Annotated in this window: 12 protein-coding genes; 7 read left to right on the plus strand and 5 right to left on the minus strand. The window is 65.3% G+C overall.

Annotation, left to right across the window (positions count from 1 at the left end; all coding sequences use genetic code 11):
* Positions 1 to 87: 87 nt before the first annotated feature.
* Positions 88 to 1,464: an LCP family protein gene (locus AEQU_RS02670; protein WP_022739382.1), complete on the minus strand. Its 1,377-nt coding sequence runs from the start codon at positions 1,462 to 1,464 to the stop codon at positions 88 to 90.
* Positions 1,465 to 1,655: 191 nt separating this feature from the next.
* Here AEQU_RS02670 and AEQU_RS02680 point away from each other — a divergent pair, with 191 nt between their 5' ends.
* From AEQU_RS02680 to AEQU_RS02695, 4 genes are read left to right on the plus strand one after another with little or no spacing between them, the layout of a single operon-like run.
* Positions 1,656 to 2,351 (plus strand): TetR/AcrR family transcriptional regulator, encoded by a 696-nt coding sequence (locus AEQU_RS02680; protein WP_342341756.1) that lies wholly within the window; start codon positions 1,656 to 1,658, stop codon positions 2,349 to 2,351.
* A gap of 15 nt (positions 2,352 to 2,366) precedes the next feature.
* On the plus strand, positions 2,367 to 7,148 hold the full coding sequence (locus tag AEQU_RS02685; protein WP_022739384.1) for a 2-hydroxyacyl-CoA dehydratase: 4,782 nt from the start codon (positions 2,367 to 2,369) through the stop codon (positions 7,146 to 7,148).
* Positions 7,148 to 8,020: a 16S rRNA (cytidine(1402)-2'-O)-methyltransferase gene (gene rsmI / locus AEQU_RS02690; protein WP_022739385.1), complete on the plus strand. Its 873-nt coding sequence runs from the start codon at positions 7,148 to 7,150 to the stop codon at positions 8,018 to 8,020. The genes AEQU_RS02685 and rsmI overlap by 1 nt, the downstream gene beginning before the upstream one ends.
* A 43-nt stretch (positions 8,021 to 8,063) precedes the next feature.
* Positions 8,064 to 8,645, plus strand: a complete 582-nt coding sequence (locus AEQU_RS02695) for a M48 family metallopeptidase (protein ID WP_022739386.1) — start codon at positions 8,064 to 8,066, stop codon at positions 8,643 to 8,645.
* 71 nt (positions 8,646 to 8,716) lie between these two features.
* Here the strand turns inward: AEQU_RS02695 and AEQU_RS02700 are convergent, their stop codons facing one another.
* Both AEQU_RS02700 and AEQU_RS02705 read right to left on the minus strand, forming a co-directional pair.
* Positions 8,717 to 9,178 (minus strand): PIN domain-containing protein, encoded by a 462-nt coding sequence (locus AEQU_RS02700; RefSeq protein WP_022739387.1) that lies wholly within the window; start codon positions 9,176 to 9,178, stop codon positions 8,717 to 8,719.
* Positions 9,162 to 9,476 carry a hypothetical protein gene (locus AEQU_RS02705; RefSeq protein WP_022739388.1) on the minus strand — a complete coding sequence of 105 codons (315 nt, stop codon included), beginning with the start codon at positions 9,474 to 9,476 and terminating at the stop codon, positions 9,162 to 9,164. Before AEQU_RS02705 ends, AEQU_RS02700 begins: the two co-directional genes overlap by 17 nt.
* Positions 9,477 to 9,665: 189 nt before the next feature.
* On the opposite strand from AEQU_RS02705, the gene AEQU_RS11725 reads away from it, so the two are divergent.
* Positions 9,666 to 10,610 (plus strand): sortase domain-containing protein, encoded by a 945-nt coding sequence (locus AEQU_RS11725; RefSeq protein ID WP_022739389.1) that lies wholly within the window; start codon positions 9,666 to 9,668, stop codon positions 10,608 to 10,610.
* A 100-nt stretch (positions 10,611 to 10,710) separates the two neighbouring features.
* Here the strand turns inward: AEQU_RS11725 and nifU are convergent, their stop codons facing one another.
* Positions 10,711 to 11,169: a Fe-S cluster assembly scaffold protein NifU gene (nifU, locus tag AEQU_RS02715; RefSeq protein ID WP_022739390.1), complete on the minus strand. Its 459-nt coding sequence runs from the start codon at positions 11,167 to 11,169 to the stop codon at positions 10,711 to 10,713.
* A gap of 56 nt (positions 11,170 to 11,225) precedes the next feature.
* Entirely contained in the window at positions 11,226 to 12,452 is a 1,227-nt protein-coding gene (nifS, locus tag AEQU_RS02720) for a cysteine desulfurase NifS (protein WP_022739391.1), read from the minus strand.
* Positions 12,453 to 12,585: 133 nt separating this feature from the next.
* On the opposite strand from nifS, the gene AEQU_RS02725 reads away from it, so the two are divergent.
* Positions 12,586 to 13,050: an RrF2 family transcriptional regulator gene (locus AEQU_RS02725; RefSeq protein ID WP_022739392.1), complete on the plus strand. Its 465-nt coding sequence runs from the start codon at positions 12,586 to 12,588 to the stop codon at positions 13,048 to 13,050.
* 64 nt (positions 13,051 to 13,114) lie between these two features.
* The gene (locus AEQU_RS11730; protein ID WP_022739393.1) at positions 13,115 to 15,715 is read left to right on the plus strand and encodes a hybrid sensor histidine kinase/response regulator; all 2,601 of its coding nucleotides are present in this window, start codon (positions 13,115 to 13,117) and stop codon (positions 15,713 to 15,715) included.
* Positions 15,716 to 15,878 lie beyond the last annotated feature (163 nt).

The raw sequence follows: 15,878 nt of genomic DNA on the forward strand, positions 1-15,878 counted from the left end.
TGCTATTCGGTGATCGTCTTTGATCCTGCAAAAGAGCGGCCCGGGCGAGTGCCCGGGCCGCTCGGTGTTTCTGGTGTGGGCAGCCGTCTACTCCACATCTACGACGTCGTCAGTGGTCAGGGCGTCGGCCATGAGATCCTGATACTCCGCGGGCGATGCGGCGTTGGTGGCGGCGCCCAGCGCGGTGTCGCTGGCCTGGGGCTCGGGGATCTCCGCGGAGGTGTCGCTCGGGTCGAGGCCCGCGTCCACGCGGCGCATCATATCCTGCCACTCGGCGTACTGGGTGCCCACGTAGCTGATGCCGTCTTGGTTGAGCGTGTAGCTCGGGCAGGCCGCCGAGTACATGGTGAGGCCCTTGTCCTTGAAGGTAAGGGCTAGCGACACCAGGTCGGTGACGGAGTAGTCGGTGGTCACGCAGCGGGCGAGCGATTCAACGGTGCCGGGAATCTCGGTGGGCGAGGCGGCCAGCACCTTCTCCACGATGGCCTCGATGATCATGCGCTGGGCCTGGGCGCGGGAGAAATCGCCGGCGCGGGTGGCGTGGCGCTCGCGGGCGAAGGCGAGGGCCTGGTCGCCGTCGAGGATCTGCTCGCCGGCCTCAAGGGAGATGCCGCTCGTGTCGGAATAGAAGCTCTCGGGCACGTTCACCTGAATGCCGCCGAGCTCGTTCACGACGTCCTTCAGCTCTTCGAAGTGCACCTCCACGTAGTGGGTGATGGGCACGCCGGCGAAGGTGGAGAGCGTTTTCACGGCTTCGGAGGGGCCGCCGAAGGCATAGGCGGCGTTGATCTTCTGGGTGCCGTGGCCCTCGATGTCGATCATGGTGTCGCGGGGCACCGAGATGAGGTCGACCACGCCCTTGTCGGGATCGATGCGGGCGAGCATGGTCACGTCCGATCGGCTGGCCGTCTCGCCCTTGCGGGCGTCGCTGCCGAAGATGCCCACGTAATAGGAGCCGTCGGCCTTGGCTGGGGCCAGCTGCTCGCCGAGCTCCTTGAACTCAGCGTCGTCGAGACCGCCTTGGATGGTGGCGTTGATGCCGTTCAGGTAGAGCGCGAGCGCCGTGCCGGCACCGGCGAGAACGACGACGAGGGCCGCGGCGATGCCGAGGGCGATCTTCTTGCCGCGCGACTTCTTGCGGGCCGCCTTGGCCCGGGCGAGGCTGTCGGTGGCGGCGAAGCTTTGGGAGCCGCCCGCGGCGGAAACGGGGCTCGCGGTCGGCGCGAAGCCGGTGCCCTCGAAGGAGGAGCGGGCGCGGGCGGCGCGGGGCGTGCGCGAAACGTCCGCCTGGGCACTGCGAGAACGGGCGGCCTGGGCGCTCCGGGTGCTGCGGCCGGCGCTCGTTACGGGGGCGGAGTGGGAACCGCGGCGTCCCTGCGTGGAGCCGAGGGGCGCCGAGTGGGCGCCCCGGCGCGAGGTGCCGGAGTTGAGCGGAGCGGAATGCTTGCCAGGTCTGTTTGCCATAGGGTTCGGCGCGCAGGCGCCTGCCTCCTCGATAAGCACGGTGGTACGAATGCGAAACCCCAAGATACCAGGAAAAGGGCGACCGTGGGTCGCCTTCGACAAGAAAACAGGCTTTTGGAAGGGTGGTGGAAGGGGAAGGAGGGGGTTGCCGAAAAGGGCGGCGCTCTCTATAATGCGAGCTATTGAACAGCGTGTCCATTTTTGGCCGTTCTGTCGAAATGCGCCCGCTGCATCGCAACCGAACGAAGGAGACCGTCATAGCCACGGCAACCTGCGCGCCGGCCGCTCCCTGCGAGGATCGGCGCATCGCGAAATCGAGGCGCGCCCTGCGCGGCGCCCTTGTCGAGCTCATGGAGGAGCGCGGCTACGATGCGCTCACCGTGAACGACTTATGCGAGCGGGCCGATACGTCCCGCGGCACTTTCTACAACCACTTCCGCGACAAGGACGGGCTGCTCGCCGTGCTGGAGGACGAGGTCATGGCCGACCTCGATGCCCTGCAGGAGCGCATGCAGTCCATTACCCTGGCGGACATGCTGGCCTTCCGCGCGACGGGCCGCCCGCTGCCGTTCCTCGTGGAGCTGTTCGACTACCTGCGCGAGCAGAGCGACTTTCTGCACGCGGTGCTCGGCCCCGGGGGCGATGTGCGTTTCGGGCCGCGGCTGCGCGAGGCGGTCTGCGAGAACCTGGTGCAGAACATCCTGCATGAGAAATACCGCGACAACCCTACGGTCTTCGTGGAATACTACGTCGCCTTCTACGCCGCCGCCTATTTAGGGATCATCGCCCACTGGATCGAGCGCGGCTGCCCCGAATCCTCCGAGACTATGGCGCGCATCGCCATGCGCCTTCTGTTTATCAAGCCCGGCGAGTCCATCGAGCTGTAAGTTGGGAGTAAGCCAATGAAGAAGAATGCCAAGAGCAGCAAGTACACCGAGATCATCACCGAGGCGTCCACGTCCGTGAAGGAGCCGGCGCCCGCGGCGTGCGCCTCCTGCGCGCCGCGCATCACGACGGTGGAGGAGGCTCGCGCCGATGCCGCCGAGATCGCCGCTGCCTCCCGTGCCGCCGCGGCGGCCTGCCCCTTCCACATCGGCATCGACGTGGGGTCGACCACGGTGAAGCTGGCGGTGCTCGACAACGACAACGAGATTCTGTGGGCGGTGTACCGCCGCCATCATGCCGACGTGCGCGCCACCATCGTGGAGGTGCTGCGCGAGGCGGCCGCGGCCTATCCGAACGAGACCATGACCATCGCCATCACCGGATCGGGCGGCCTGCTTCTGTCCCAGTGGCTCGATGTGGCCTTCGTGCAGGAGGTCATCGCGTCGAAGACGGCGGTGGAGACGTTCATCCCGAAGACCGACGTGGCCATCGAGCTGGGCGGCGAGGACGCGAAGATCATCTACTTCGACAACGGCATCGAGCAGCGCATGAACGGCACCTGCGCCGGCGGCACGGGCGCCTTCATCGACCAGATGGCGGCCCTTCTGGACACCGACGCCGGCGGCCTGAACGAGCTGGCGGCCGATCATGAAACCATCTACCCCATTGCGAGCCGCTGCGGCGTGTTCGCCAAGACCGACGTGCAGCCGCTTCTGAACGAGGGCGCGCGCAAGGAGGATATCGCCGCCTCCATCTTCCAGTCGGTGGTGACCCAGACCATCTCCGGCCTCGCTTGCGGCCGGCCCATCCGGGGGCACGTGGCCTTCCTCGGCGGTCCTCTGCAGTACCTGCCCGAACTGCGCAAGCGCTTCTACGAGACGCTGGAATTGACCGACGAGGCCATCATCGTGCCCGAGAACGCGCACCTGTTCGTGGCCGCCGGCTGCGCTATCGCCGGTGTGGCGGAGGGCGCGCGACCCGAGAAGCTCGCGGACGTGCTCGCGCGCCTGGAGAGTTTGGGCGACCTGCAGGGCTCGGAAGTGGTGCGCCTGGCGCCGCTCTTTGCCGACGAGGCGGAGCTGGCGGAGTTCCACGAGCGCCACGACGCCGAGCGCGTGCGCCGCGCGTCGCTTGAGGACTACCGGGGTGTGGCCTTCCTCGGCATCGATGCCGGTTCCACTACTTTTAAGGCCGCGCTCATCGGCGAGGACGGGGCGCTTTTGTGGTCCACCTACGCCTCGAACAAGGGCGACGTGCTGGGCTGCGCCAAGGCGGCCGTGGCCGAGCTGTACCAGGCGCTGCCCCGCGACCCGGAAACGGCCGAGCCGCTCGTGAAGATCGGCCACTCTACCGTGACCGGCTACGGCGAGGGACTGCTGCTGGAGGCCCTGCGAGTCGACTCCGGCGAGATTGAGACGGTGGCCCATCTGCGCGGCGCCCAGGAGATGCTGCCCGGCGTGGAGTTCATCCTGGACATCGGCGGTCAGGACATGAAGTGCTTGCGCGTGAAGGACGGCGTCATCGACCATATCATGCTGAACGAGGCCTGCTCGTCGGGCTGCGGCAGCTTCATCGAGTCCTTCGCGAGCGGTTTGAACCTGGACGTGGCCGAGTTCGCCGCCACGGCCATCTCCGCCGAGAACCCGGTGGATCTGGGCAGCCGCTGCACCGTGTTCATGAACAGCCGCGTAAAGCAGGCCCAGAAGGAGGGCGCCACCGTGGGCGACATCGCCGCGGGTCTGGCGATTTCCGTTATTAAGAACGCCCTGTTCAAGGTCATCAAGATTCGCGACCCGCACGATGTGGGCACGAAGGTCATCGTGCAGGGCGGCACTTTCTTGAACGATGCGGTGCTGCGCGCCTTCGAGCAGCTCTCCGAAGTGAACGCCATCCGCCCCGATATCGCCGGCAATATGGGCGCCTTCGGCGCGGCGCTTCTGGCCCGCGACCGCTTCGAGGAGACGCGCCGGCGCACCGAGAACGTGCCGCTGTCGCCGGATCTGGGCCCGAAGGTGCCCCTAAGCGGACTTCTGTCGCTTGAGGAAATCGAGGCGCTCGCGCCGACGCATCGCACCGTGCGCTGCAAGGGCTGCTCGAACGCCTGCCTGCTCACGGTGAACGATTTCGGCATCGATGCGGCGACGGGCAAGCACCGCCGCTTCATCACCGGCAACCGTTGCGAGAAGGGCGAGAGTTTGGGCACCGGCGCCGAGAAGTCGGCCGTGCCGAACTTGTTCGAGTACAAGGCCGAGCGCACCTTCGGCTACGAGCCCTTGGCCCCCGAAGACGCGCCTCGCGGCACCGTGGGCATCCCGCGCGCGCTCAACATGTACGAGAACTACCCGTTCTGGTTCACCTTCTTCACGAAGCTGGGCTACCGCGTGGTGCTGTCCGACCCGTCCACGAAGAAGACCTACGAGGCCGGCATCGAGTCGATGCCCTCCGAGAGCGTGTGCTATCCGGCGAAGCTCTCGCACGGCCACATCATGAACCTGCTCGCGAAGCACCCGGACTTCATCTGGATGCCCTGTTCCAAGTGGGAGCGCCAGGAGGACGAGACCGCCGGCAACCACTTCAACTGCCCCATTGTGGCGAGCTATCCCGAGGCGCTGCGCCTGAACATCGACGAGCTGCGCGAGACCGATGTGGCCTTCGTGTCGCCGTGGGTGCCCTACCACGACAAGGACAAGCTGGCCGAGCGCCTGGTGGTGGAGCTGACGGAGAACTTCGCGAAGGAGACGAACGGGTGCGGTCCCGCGCTCACGGCTGACGAGATCCGGGCGGCGGTGGAGGCGGCCTGGGCCGAGGACGAGGCGTTCAAACGCGATATCCGCACGAAGGGCGTGGAAACCCTCGCGTGGATGGAGAAGACTGGCACCCGCGGCATCGTGCTGGCCGGACGCCCCTACCATCAGGATCCCGAGATCAACCACGCCATCCCCGAGCTGCTCACGAGCTTCGGTCTGGCCGTGCTCACCGAGGACTCCGTGGCGCACTTGGGTCAGCTGGAGCGTCCCATCCGTGTTGTGGACCAGTGGATGTACCACACGCGCCTGTACGCGGCGGCCAAGGTGGTCACGCAAAGGCGCGATCTCGATCTCATTCAGTTGAATTCCTTCGGCTGCGGCCTGGACGCGCTGACCACCGACCAGGTGCAGGAGGTGCTCGAGGCGGCCGGCAAGGTGTACACGGTGCTGAAGATCGACGAGGTGTCGAACTTGGGCGCGGCCCGCATCCGCGTGCGCAGCCTGCTGGCGGCCTTGAAGGACCAGGCCGACCGCGAGGCCGAGGCGGAAGCCGACGCAGCCGCCGAGAAGAGGGGCTGCCCGGCTGCGTGCATCGACTTGGACAACCTGGACAAACTGGTGCCCGCCAGCTTCACCGAGAAGGCCGACGGCGTGGTGACCGCAGCCGAGGTTGAGCAGCGCGAGGGCGCCTCCACCGAGTTCGCGCGCCCCCGGTTCACCGAGCAGATGCGCGATGAGGGCTGGACGATTCTGGCGCCCCAGATGGCCCCGTACCATTTCGAGCTTCTGGTGCCCATCTTCAAGCGCGCCGGCTACAACGTGGCGCTGCTGCCCTCGGTGGACCACGGCGCGGTGGACGCGGGCCTGAAATACGTGAACAACGACATCTGCTACCCGTCCATCCTGGTCACGGGCCAGATCATGGAGGCGGTGCTGTCGGGCAAGTACGACACCGACAAGCTGGCCGTGCTCATCACCCAGACCGGCGGCGGCTGCCGCGCCACCAACTACATCTCGCTCATCCGCAAGGCGTTGAAGTCCGTGGGGCTCGGGCACATCCCGGTCATCGCGCTGTCGTTCAAGGACTTGGGCGAAGAGAACCCCGGCTTCAAGGTGACGCCGAAGATGCTCTATCAGGCCATCTACGCGCTGCAGTACGGCGACTTGCTCATGATGTGCCTGTACCGCACACGCCCCTACGAGGTGGAGCCGGGCAGCGCGAACCGCCTGTTCCAGTATTGGATGGACGCTTGCAAGCACCAGCTGGAGCGCGGTGTGCGTCAGTCGGAATTCCGCCGCACGGTGCGCCGCATCGTGGAGGACTTCGACGCGCTGCCCCTGGCCGGCGAGGGTACCAAGCCGCGTGTGGGCGTGGTGGGCGAGATCCTCGTGAAGTTCCATCCGACGGCCAACAACCAGATCGTGGACGTCATCGAGCGCGAGGGCTGCGAGGCCGTGGTGCCCGGGCTCATCGAGTTCTTCCTGTTCGGCATCGCCGGCGGCATCTTCCAGCAGCCCATCGGCAAGTCGAAGAAGAGCGCGCTCGGCAGCAAGATCGGCCTGGCCGCCATCAAGAAGCTGCGCAAGCCCGTGAACGACGCGCTTGAGAAGTCGAGCCGCTTCCACCCGCCGGCGGATATTTACGAGTTGGCCGACTACGCGAGCGAGATTCTGTCGCTGTGCAACTCCATGGGCGAGGGGTGGCTGCTCACCGCCGAGATGGTGGAGCTCATCCGTTCCGGCTGCCCGAACGTGGTGTGCACCCAACCCTTCGCGTGCCTGCCGAACCACGTGGTGGGTAAGGCGACCATCAAGGAGCTGCGCCGCCGCTACCCGGAGAGCAACATCGTGGCCGTGGACTACGATCCGGGTGCGAGCGAGGTGAACCAGCTCAACCGCATCAAGCTCATGATCGCCGTGGCCAAGGCGAATTTGGCCGAGAAGGAGGCCGAGGCCCGCGCCGCCCGGGCGGTCGCCCGCGACGGCGCCCCAGAGGAGCCCGAGGCCATGGCCGCCTCCGTGGAAGTGGAGACGACCGAGGTCGTGGAGTAGTGGAATCTGCCAACGCTTCGGGGAAACTCGTCATCGTGCCGACGCCCATTGGGAATTTGGGCGATATGACGCTGCGCTCGTTGGAGGCGCTGCGCGAGGCCGATGTGGTGTGTGCGGAGGACACCCGGGTGACGGGGAAGCTGCTCGCGCATTTCGGGATCGAGAAGCGGCTCGTGCGGCTGGACGAGGCGATGATCGGCTCGCGGGCTGCGGGTGTTGTGGAACGCGTGGCCGCCGGCGAGGTGGTAGCTTATTGCTCGGACGCCGGCATGCCCGGCGTGTCCGATCCGGGGCTGCGACTTGTGGCCGCGGCGCGCGAAGCCGGTGTGGCCGTGGAGGTGCTGCCCGGCGCCTCGGCGGCAGCCTGCGCCTACGTGGCCTCGGGAACGGTGTGCCCGCGCTTCTACTTCGGCGGCTTCTTCCCGCGCAAGGCGGCCGAGCAGCGCTCGGTGCTGGAAGAGCTGCGCGGCCTGGATGCAGCGCTCGTGTTCTACGAAAGCCCGAATCGGCTCGTGGCGGCACTTTCGGCCATCGCCGAGGTGCTGCCGTGGCGTGAGGTGGCGGTGTGCCGCGAGCTGACGAAGCTGCACGAGGAGGTGGCGCGGGGAACGGCGGCCGAGCTATGTGAGCGTTTCGCGGCCCGTGCCAAGGAGCCCGGTGGCGTTCGCGGCGAGATCGCGCTCGTGATAGATGCGCCGGGTGAGGCGGAGGCGGCCGCCGGCGCCGAGATTGCGACGGCATCGGCCACCGCGCGCGCTGCCGAGCTCGTGGCGGAGGGCTTGCGCACCAAAGAGGTCGCCAAGCGTCTCGCCGCCGAGTTCGGCATCCCCCGCAACGACGCCTACAACCTGGCCATGCAGGCCGCTCGCTAATCCCCGTGTCATCCTGAGCGAGCGAAGCGAGTCGAAGAATCCCATGGCAGCAACGAGAAAGCGTCCGGCAAAAACGATGCCCCCCGAGCTCGTCTTTATCGACGGTTTGGAGGTTTGGCTCACCCGCAAGGCCATCAAGAACATGCACCTGCGGGTGAAGCCGCCCGACGGGCGCATCGAGGTGTCGGCGCCCCTGCACCTGCCGCTCGCCACCATCCGGAAGTTCGTGGGGGAGAAGCGCGACTGGATAGAGCGCCAGCAGCGGGAGATCGCGCAAGCGCCGCGCGCCGAGGCCGCCGCGGCCACGCCTGCGGAAGTGGCGCAGTGGAAGGCGGTCGTCGCGGCCTGCGTACCCGCGCTCATCGAGGCCTGGGAGCCTATCATGGGCGTGAAGGCGGGCAAGATTGCCTACCGCAACATGACGAGCCGCTGGGGCAGCTGCCAGCCTTCGACGGGCCGCATTTGCATCAACGTGCGCCTGGCCCTGTACCCGCCGGAGTGCTTGGAATACGTGGTCGTCCACGAGCTGTGCCACCTGCTGGAACGCGGCCACGGCCCCCGCTTCCACGCCCTCATGGACACCTTCATGCCCGACTGGAAAGAGCGCCGCGCCAAGCTGCGGTAGGGGGATTGCCCTCTGCGTTTGGTGGAAACAGCGCTCGACGGGGAATTAGCTGGTGCCGGGCGCTCTTCGGACTAGTCCGGCTCTTCGCTTAAATCGACGATGTCGTAGGTGATTTGGTATTCGCTTTCAATGTAGTTGAAGAAGTCGCCCGGGCTCATCACGGGTACGTGAGCCTGGGCGAATCCCTTTTCGTCGCGCGTGAGCAGAAAGTCGGCCTTTACCTTCTCGGCGCACACGTCAACCAGGCAGTCTTCGAAATCAGCCCATCGCCGGCTCGTCGCTCGGTGAATGTCAGCGCTGTCGACGGAGCAGATTTCCAACCATTGGTAGCTTTCTTCGAAGGCGCTCTGCACATAATCGCTGCTATAGGTCTTATGGAGTACGTAGGACACGTCGGTGAACGATTTCGCCGAGACCCACAGTTCGACATCGCCGAATTCCTTCATCACCAGCAGTTTCTGGGCGATGTCGCCCTCGGGGGGTCGCTGTGTGTAGAGGCCTATGAGCACGTTGGTGTCAAGCAAAACGCGCATAGCGCTCATCCCTTGCGGCGTTGAGCTGACGTGAGAATGGCTCGTCTGTGGCGGACGGCCCGACGTACATGGCCTTGAGGGAGCGGCGCACCTTCTCTTTCTGCTCGTCGGTCAGCTCGCGCTTCGCGCCCCGCATCCCCTCGAGAGGATCATGGGGCTTGGGTAGCTCGTGCTCCGCGAGAACGAACTGGTAGGCGGCGTTGATAAGCTGGGTTGGTGTTGAGCCGATGTCGTGCAAAATGCCATTGCCCCGCTCTTTCAAGGCGATGGGCACACGGGCCGAGACGATAGCGTCCATAACGGCCTCCTTCCTTTCCGTCACTATAGTGTAATACTGTCGAACAAGCAAATGGCAGATTGGATAGGCGAAATCTTCGTTGAAAACCAAATAACGAACTTTTGTACTAAAAGGGCTTTTCATTGGGCTTGTATTACATTACAATGCGAACAAATATTCGGTTTTGAGAGCGAAAGGCCTGGTGAGAGCATGGGAGAGGTTGTTGGACGCAAAAAGAAGGCTGTGGTGGCAGGAGCGCTGGCGCTTACCTTGGGTGCCGGCCTGGGGCTTGGCGCGGTAGCTTGGGGGAGCGAGGGATCCGTGCCCGAAGGGGGCGTACAGTCTGGGGATGTCTGGGGGCCGCTGGTGGGCAAGAAGTTGGAAGAGAAAGCGGGGGCCTTGGCCCGTTCCCATCGCGCCGAAGTGCAGCGGGCGCTCGCGGCCTATAGGGCTTCGGAAGCGGTAGAGCGGGAAGCTGCCACGGAAGCAGGGGAGCAAACGCCGGCCGAAGCCGCCGGGGCGCAGGACGCTCATCTTTCTGCCGAGGGCCCAGGTGCCTCATCGGGCGAGGCTGCGGGTGCGTGTTCGGAAGAGGCGGATCGGGCGGACGAGCAGCGCGGCGGCCAGGAGGCGTCGAAGGGGTCCGGAAGTGCGGCGGAAGGCGGGGGATTCGCCTCTCAGCCGAGTGCACCTGGGCCTGAGCCCTCGGAAGGGGCATCGGCGGAAGGCGGCTCTGCTGCTTCCGGGGAGGTGCCATCCGACGAGGGTTCGGGCGCTGCCGACTCCATCGCCCCCGGCACGCTGGTGGTGGGCGGTACCGCCATTCCCTACCGCGATGTGCGCGGCGGCACGACGCCGAGTTCCGGAGGCGGCCTTTGGCTGGGGTCGGATGCGGTGGACGACGGCAGCTGGGGCTATTTCGTCGGGCACAATCCCGGCTCGTTCGCGCCGGTGCGCTCACTGTCCTCGGGCGATGCCGTCGTTGTGTGCGACCGGTCGGGGGCGCAGCGTGCCTATACGGTAAGGGAGGTGTTTCAAGTGGAGGAGACGGCCACGTGGAAGACCATCGCCTCGCGGGTGACCGGCTACGGCGAGTCGGTGGTGCTGCAAACCTGCGCGGGCGACGGCATGAACGTCATCGCCGTTGCGGCCTAGAGTCGAGCGACTTCCCGGCACGTGCCGGTCTGGAAAGAAAGGCTCGGAAGCTCTTGGGCCTCCGAGCCGGATCCATACTTTGTGGGAAGGCGGTGATGGCTTATTCGTCGTCCTCGTCGTCGCGGCCGTGGTCGTGCTCGGAGATGTCGCTCACGGGCTTCTCCAGGCCCTCGATGACGATGCCGTTCTTCTCGGCGTAGTCCCACAGCGCCGCATGGATGGCCTCCTCGGCCAGAAGCGAGCAGTGCACCTTCACCGGGGGCAGCCCGTCCAGGGCCTCCATGACGGCCTTGTTCGTGACCTTAAGGGCCTCCTGCACCGTCTTGCCCTTCACGAGCACGGTCGCCATAGAGCTCGTGGCGATGGCGGCGCCGCAGCCGAAGGTCTTGAACTTCGCGTCCTGAATGACATTGTTCTCGTCGATGTCGAGGTACACGCGCATGATGTCGCCGCACACCGCGTTGCCCACGGTGCCGCAGCCGCTCGCATTCTCGATCTCGCCGACGTTCTGGGGGTTGGTGAAGTGCTCCATCACTTTGTCGGAGTAGTTCATAGCCATGGGGGATTCTCTCTTTCTTTTGGTGGGGAGGATGCTGAAGGAGGTGACGGGTGGTGCTAGTTCGCGTAGGGGAAGCCGTCGGCCTTGAAGCGCTCGATGACCGATTCTGCCTTGCCCTGCTGGAAATCCTCGTACAGGGGGCTCATCATGCGCAGGTTCTGCAGCGTCGCCTTAAGCGAGTCCACGGCGAAGTCGACGTCTTCCTGGGTGGTGTCGCGGCCGAGCGTCAGGCGCAGCGATCCGTGGGCGATCTCGTGGGGAAGGCCGATGGCCAGAAGCACATGGCTCGGATCCAGCGAGCCGGAGGTGCAGGCGCTCCCGGAGGACACGCAGATGCCCCGGGCGGCCAGCTGCAACAACATGCCCTCGCCCTCGATGAACTCGAAGGAGAAATTCACGTTGTTGGCCAGGCGGCTCTCCCAGCTGCCGTTGAGCTTGGCCGAGGGGATCTCCGCGAGGATGCGCCGGATGGCATGGTCGCGCAGGGCGAGCTGGCGGTTATGCTCGGGGGCAAGCTCGTCGACCGCCAATTCGGCGGCCCGGGCGAAGCCGACGATGCCGGGCACGTTCTCGGTGGAGCCGCGGCGCCCGCGCTCCTGCTGGCCGCCATCGAGGAGGTTTTCAAGCTTCACGCCACGGCGCACGTACAAAAGTCCGACGCCCTTGGGCCCGTAAATCTTGTGGGAGGACGCCGACAGCATATCGATGCCCAGCTCGTTCACGTCGATGGGCTCGTGGCCGAAGGCCTGCACCGCGTCGGTGTGGAAGACGACGTTCGCTTCGTGGGCAGCCGCCGCCAGCTGGCGAATAGGCTCGATGGTGCCGATCTCGTTGTTGGCGAACATGATGGAGGCCAGGATGGTGTCCGGGCGCATGGCCGCCTTGAAGTCCTCAACGCTCACGAGGCCGTGCTCGTCCACGGGCAGGTAGGTCACCTCGAAGCCCTCGCGTTCCAGGGCCTGGCAGGTGTGCAGCACCGCGTGGTGCTCGATGGCGCTCGTGATGATGTGGCGCCCCTTGGCGGCGTTGGCCCGGGCGAAGCCCTTGATAGCCCAGTTGTCCGATTCGGTTCCGCCGCTCGTGAAGAAGATCTCGCGCGGGGCGGCGCCGATGAGGGCGGCCAGGCTCTCGCGGGCTGCGGCCACGGCGTCGGAGGCCTCCTGGCCCAAGGGGTAAATAGAGGAGGGATTGCCGAAATGCTCGGTGAAGTAGGGGGTCATGGCCTCCACCACTTCGGGACGGACGGGCGTCGTGGACGCATGGTCAAGGTAGATCTGCCTCATGGTGCTCCTGCTTCCGCGTCTGGGATGGGAACGCCCGGCGGGGCTCGGAACTGCTGCCGTGCGCCTCCATCTAAGTCTAGTAATTTGCTAGAGTTTAATATAAACCGCTTGCGGAGATTGTCAAGAACCTCTTATGATTGTTACCATATTCACGATGATTTCCCAGAAAGGCGACCCGGTGAAGATTTCGACGAAGACCCGCTACGGCATGCGTTTCATGATCGATCTGGCCCAAAGTCAGGGGGAGGGCCGGGTGGCCCTGAAGGATATCGCCGACCGCCAGGGCCTTTCCAAGAAGTATCTCGAGCAGGTCGTCGCGCCTCTCGCCAGCGCGGGTTTGCTCGACGTGACGCGCGGGAACCAGGGCGGCTACCGTCTTTCCCGCGATGCAAGTGCCATCACGCTGGCCGACATCGTTGCCGCCTCCGAGGACGGCTTGGAGTTGCTCGACTGCATGGGGTCGCTCTCTGCCTGCGAGCGCGCCGAGGACTGCCCGTCTCGTCGCGTGTGGGGCGGCCTTCAAGCGGCGATCGGCGATTATCTCTCCGGGCTCACCCTCGCCGACGTCGCCTCTTCCGCCGCCGCTGCCAACTTGTAATCTACCACCAGACCTCTTTCGCGTATCATGTGTAATTACTTGTGCCGCGACGAGAGAGGACGCTGTGGAAGACGAGGGGAAAAAGTACTGGCTCTCCATAGCTGCTTTCGTTCTCGTGTTCATCGCGGTCGTCGTCACGCTGTCCACCTTCATGCAGCAGACGAGCAACCGCATCGTCGCCCAGGCGAACCAGTACGTCTCCGATGCCACGGCCCAATCCTGCGTGCTGGTCTCCACCCTCATGGAGAACACGCAGAAAGACATCGAGACTATCGCCGCCCTTGCCTCGGAGTCGGCGGATGTGACCGACATCGTCACCAGCGAGGAATGGCTCATCAGCGTGGAGGAGACCTCGCCTTTCGACACCATCGACTTCGTTGATGTCGACGGCATGCAGCACTCGCCCCAGCACGAGCCGGTGAACGTGTCGGATCGCTCTTACTTCAAGCGGGCCATGGCGGGCGAACCTGGCATCGAGGCCGTATTCAACACCCGCATGACCCACGAGAACCTCGTGTACTTCTTCGCACCGGTTCGCGAGGGTGCGGACGGTCCGGTCGTGGGCTTACTTCTGGCCCACTACAGCGAGAACCGGCTCGCCGATCTTCTGTCAGGCGATTTCTTCGGCTACGCGTCCCAGGTGATGCTGTGCTTGCCTACCGGGGAGGTGGTGGCCGCCACGGATTCCTCCTATGTTGGCAGGAACCTTATCCAAGAGGCGCAGGCCGACCCCTCTGCCACCTCCGGCGCCCGCGATCTGGAGCGCGCTTTTGCCAATCACGAGACGGTCACGTACAGCTACAAGGCTGAGCGCGGCACGGGCTCGGTGTGCATCCGCGAGGTGCCGGGTCTCGGCTGGATGATGCTGGAGACGTTCCCGGCCGCCGCTACCGAACAGATGATCAACGAGGCCAATGAAGGCGGTTGGAACGCCCTGTTCGTCATCGTGGTGGTATTCGTCCTCGTCATTGCCGGCATTATCTTCTACAACAACCGCCGCCACCGCTCGCTCACCCGCTCGATGCGCGATCGGGAGGACGTGCAGCGCGGGGTGGCCAAGCTGACCGAGCGGCTGGTGCTCATGGATTTGGATGCCGATCGGTTCCGCTACATGAGCGGCCCGGTCACGCCGAGCGACCCCTACGAGTTGGAAGGCTCCTACACCGCCATGATAGAGCGCCTGCAGGGCCTGGTCGTGGGCGACGAGGCCAAGGCGGAGGTGGCCAAGCTCTACGACAAGCACACGATCATCGATCTCATGCCGCCCGGCTCCGACGAGATCCGCTTCGAGTACCAGATGAATCGCGGGGGAGACGTCAAATGGGAGGACATCAACCTCATCTGCGTGCAGCGCGACGCGGCGGGGATGCCGACGCGGCTTCTCTACACGACCCAGGACGTCACGGCGCTCAAGCAGCGCGAGAAGCAGCTCCAGCTGGCCATGGAGGACTCCTATCGCGCGGCGGTTGCCGCCAACAACGCCAAGAGCGACTTCCTCTCGCGCATGAGCCACGATATCCGCACGCCGATGAACGCCATCATCGGCATGACGGAGCTCGCGCGCATGAACGAGGGGCATCCGGAGAAAGTGGACGACTGCCTGGCGAAGATCACGCTGTCGAGCAACCATTTGCTCGCGCTGATCAACGAGGTACTCGATCTCTCCATGATCGAGAACGGGCGCCTGGTGCTGACCGTGGGAGAGGTGGATCTGCGAGCGTTGGCTCTCGAGATGGAGACGATGTTCTCGCAGCGCTGCGAAGAATCGGGCATCGCCTTCGCGATTGAATTCGAAGGGCTCGCCCATCCGCTGGTAGAGGGCGATGGGCTTCGCTTGCAGCAGGTGTTCATGAACATGCTCGGCAATGCGGTGAAGTTCACGCCGGCGGGCGGCTCGGTGTCGCTGCGGGTTGTCGAGCACGCCTCTCGCGTCGAGGGGACGAGCGACTACGAGTTCGTCTTCGCCGACACCGGCTGCGGCATGGCGCCGGAGTTTCTGGCGCACGTCTTCGAGCCCTTCGCGCGCGAGCACGACTCGCGCACCGAGTCCGTGGAGGGCACGGGGCTGGGGCTTTCCATCGCCCAGTCCGTCGTCTCGCTGATGGGCGGCACGATTGATGTGGAAAGCGAGCCGGGTCGCGGCACGGTGTTCACGGTGCGGGTGAGCATGCGCTATGTGGAAAGGAATGCGAAAGGCGCTTTTGAGGAAAGCGACGACGCCGACGCCCCGCGCGATGCTTCGCAGGGGGATGCGCCCGCGCCGAGGGGCGCCGACTTGAGCGGCGTGCGCGTGCTGCTTGTGGAGGACAACGAGCTTAACAGCGAGATCGCCGTGGCGCTGCTGGAGTCCCTCGGCGCAGCGGCCGAGACGGCGGCCAACGGCCAGGAGGCCCTCGATGCGCTGGATGCGAGCGAGCCGGGGCATTTCGACGTGGTGCTCATGGATATCCAGATGCCCGTCATGAACGGTCTGGAGGCCACGCGCCGTATCCGCGAGAGCGCGCGGGATGATTTGCGCGCATTGCCCATTGTCGTGCTCTCGGCCAATGCGTTCACCGAAGATGTTCAGGAATCGAAGCGCGCTGGAGCCGACGACCATCTCTCCAAGCCCATCAGCATAAAGGACCTGGCGGCGACATTGGGCGGAATCCTCGGACGCGCCTGATCCTTGCGGCGCTTGCGTCCCCCGCCACCTTTGCTGCCCTGGCGTTCCTCACGGCCCCGCGCCATCACGCGCCTACGGCGCAGCGCGGAGTCGAAGGATCGTGCGGCCCTTCCCTGTGTTAAGATAGCCTGCACGCAACAACCCTAAAGGGGAGCGGCGGTGT

The sequence above is a fragment of the Adlercreutzia equolifaciens DSM 19450 genome (assembly GCF_000478885.1).
In the GTDB taxonomy this organism is placed as follows: Bacteria; Actinomycetota; Coriobacteriia; order Coriobacteriales; family Eggerthellaceae; genus Adlercreutzia; species Adlercreutzia equolifaciens.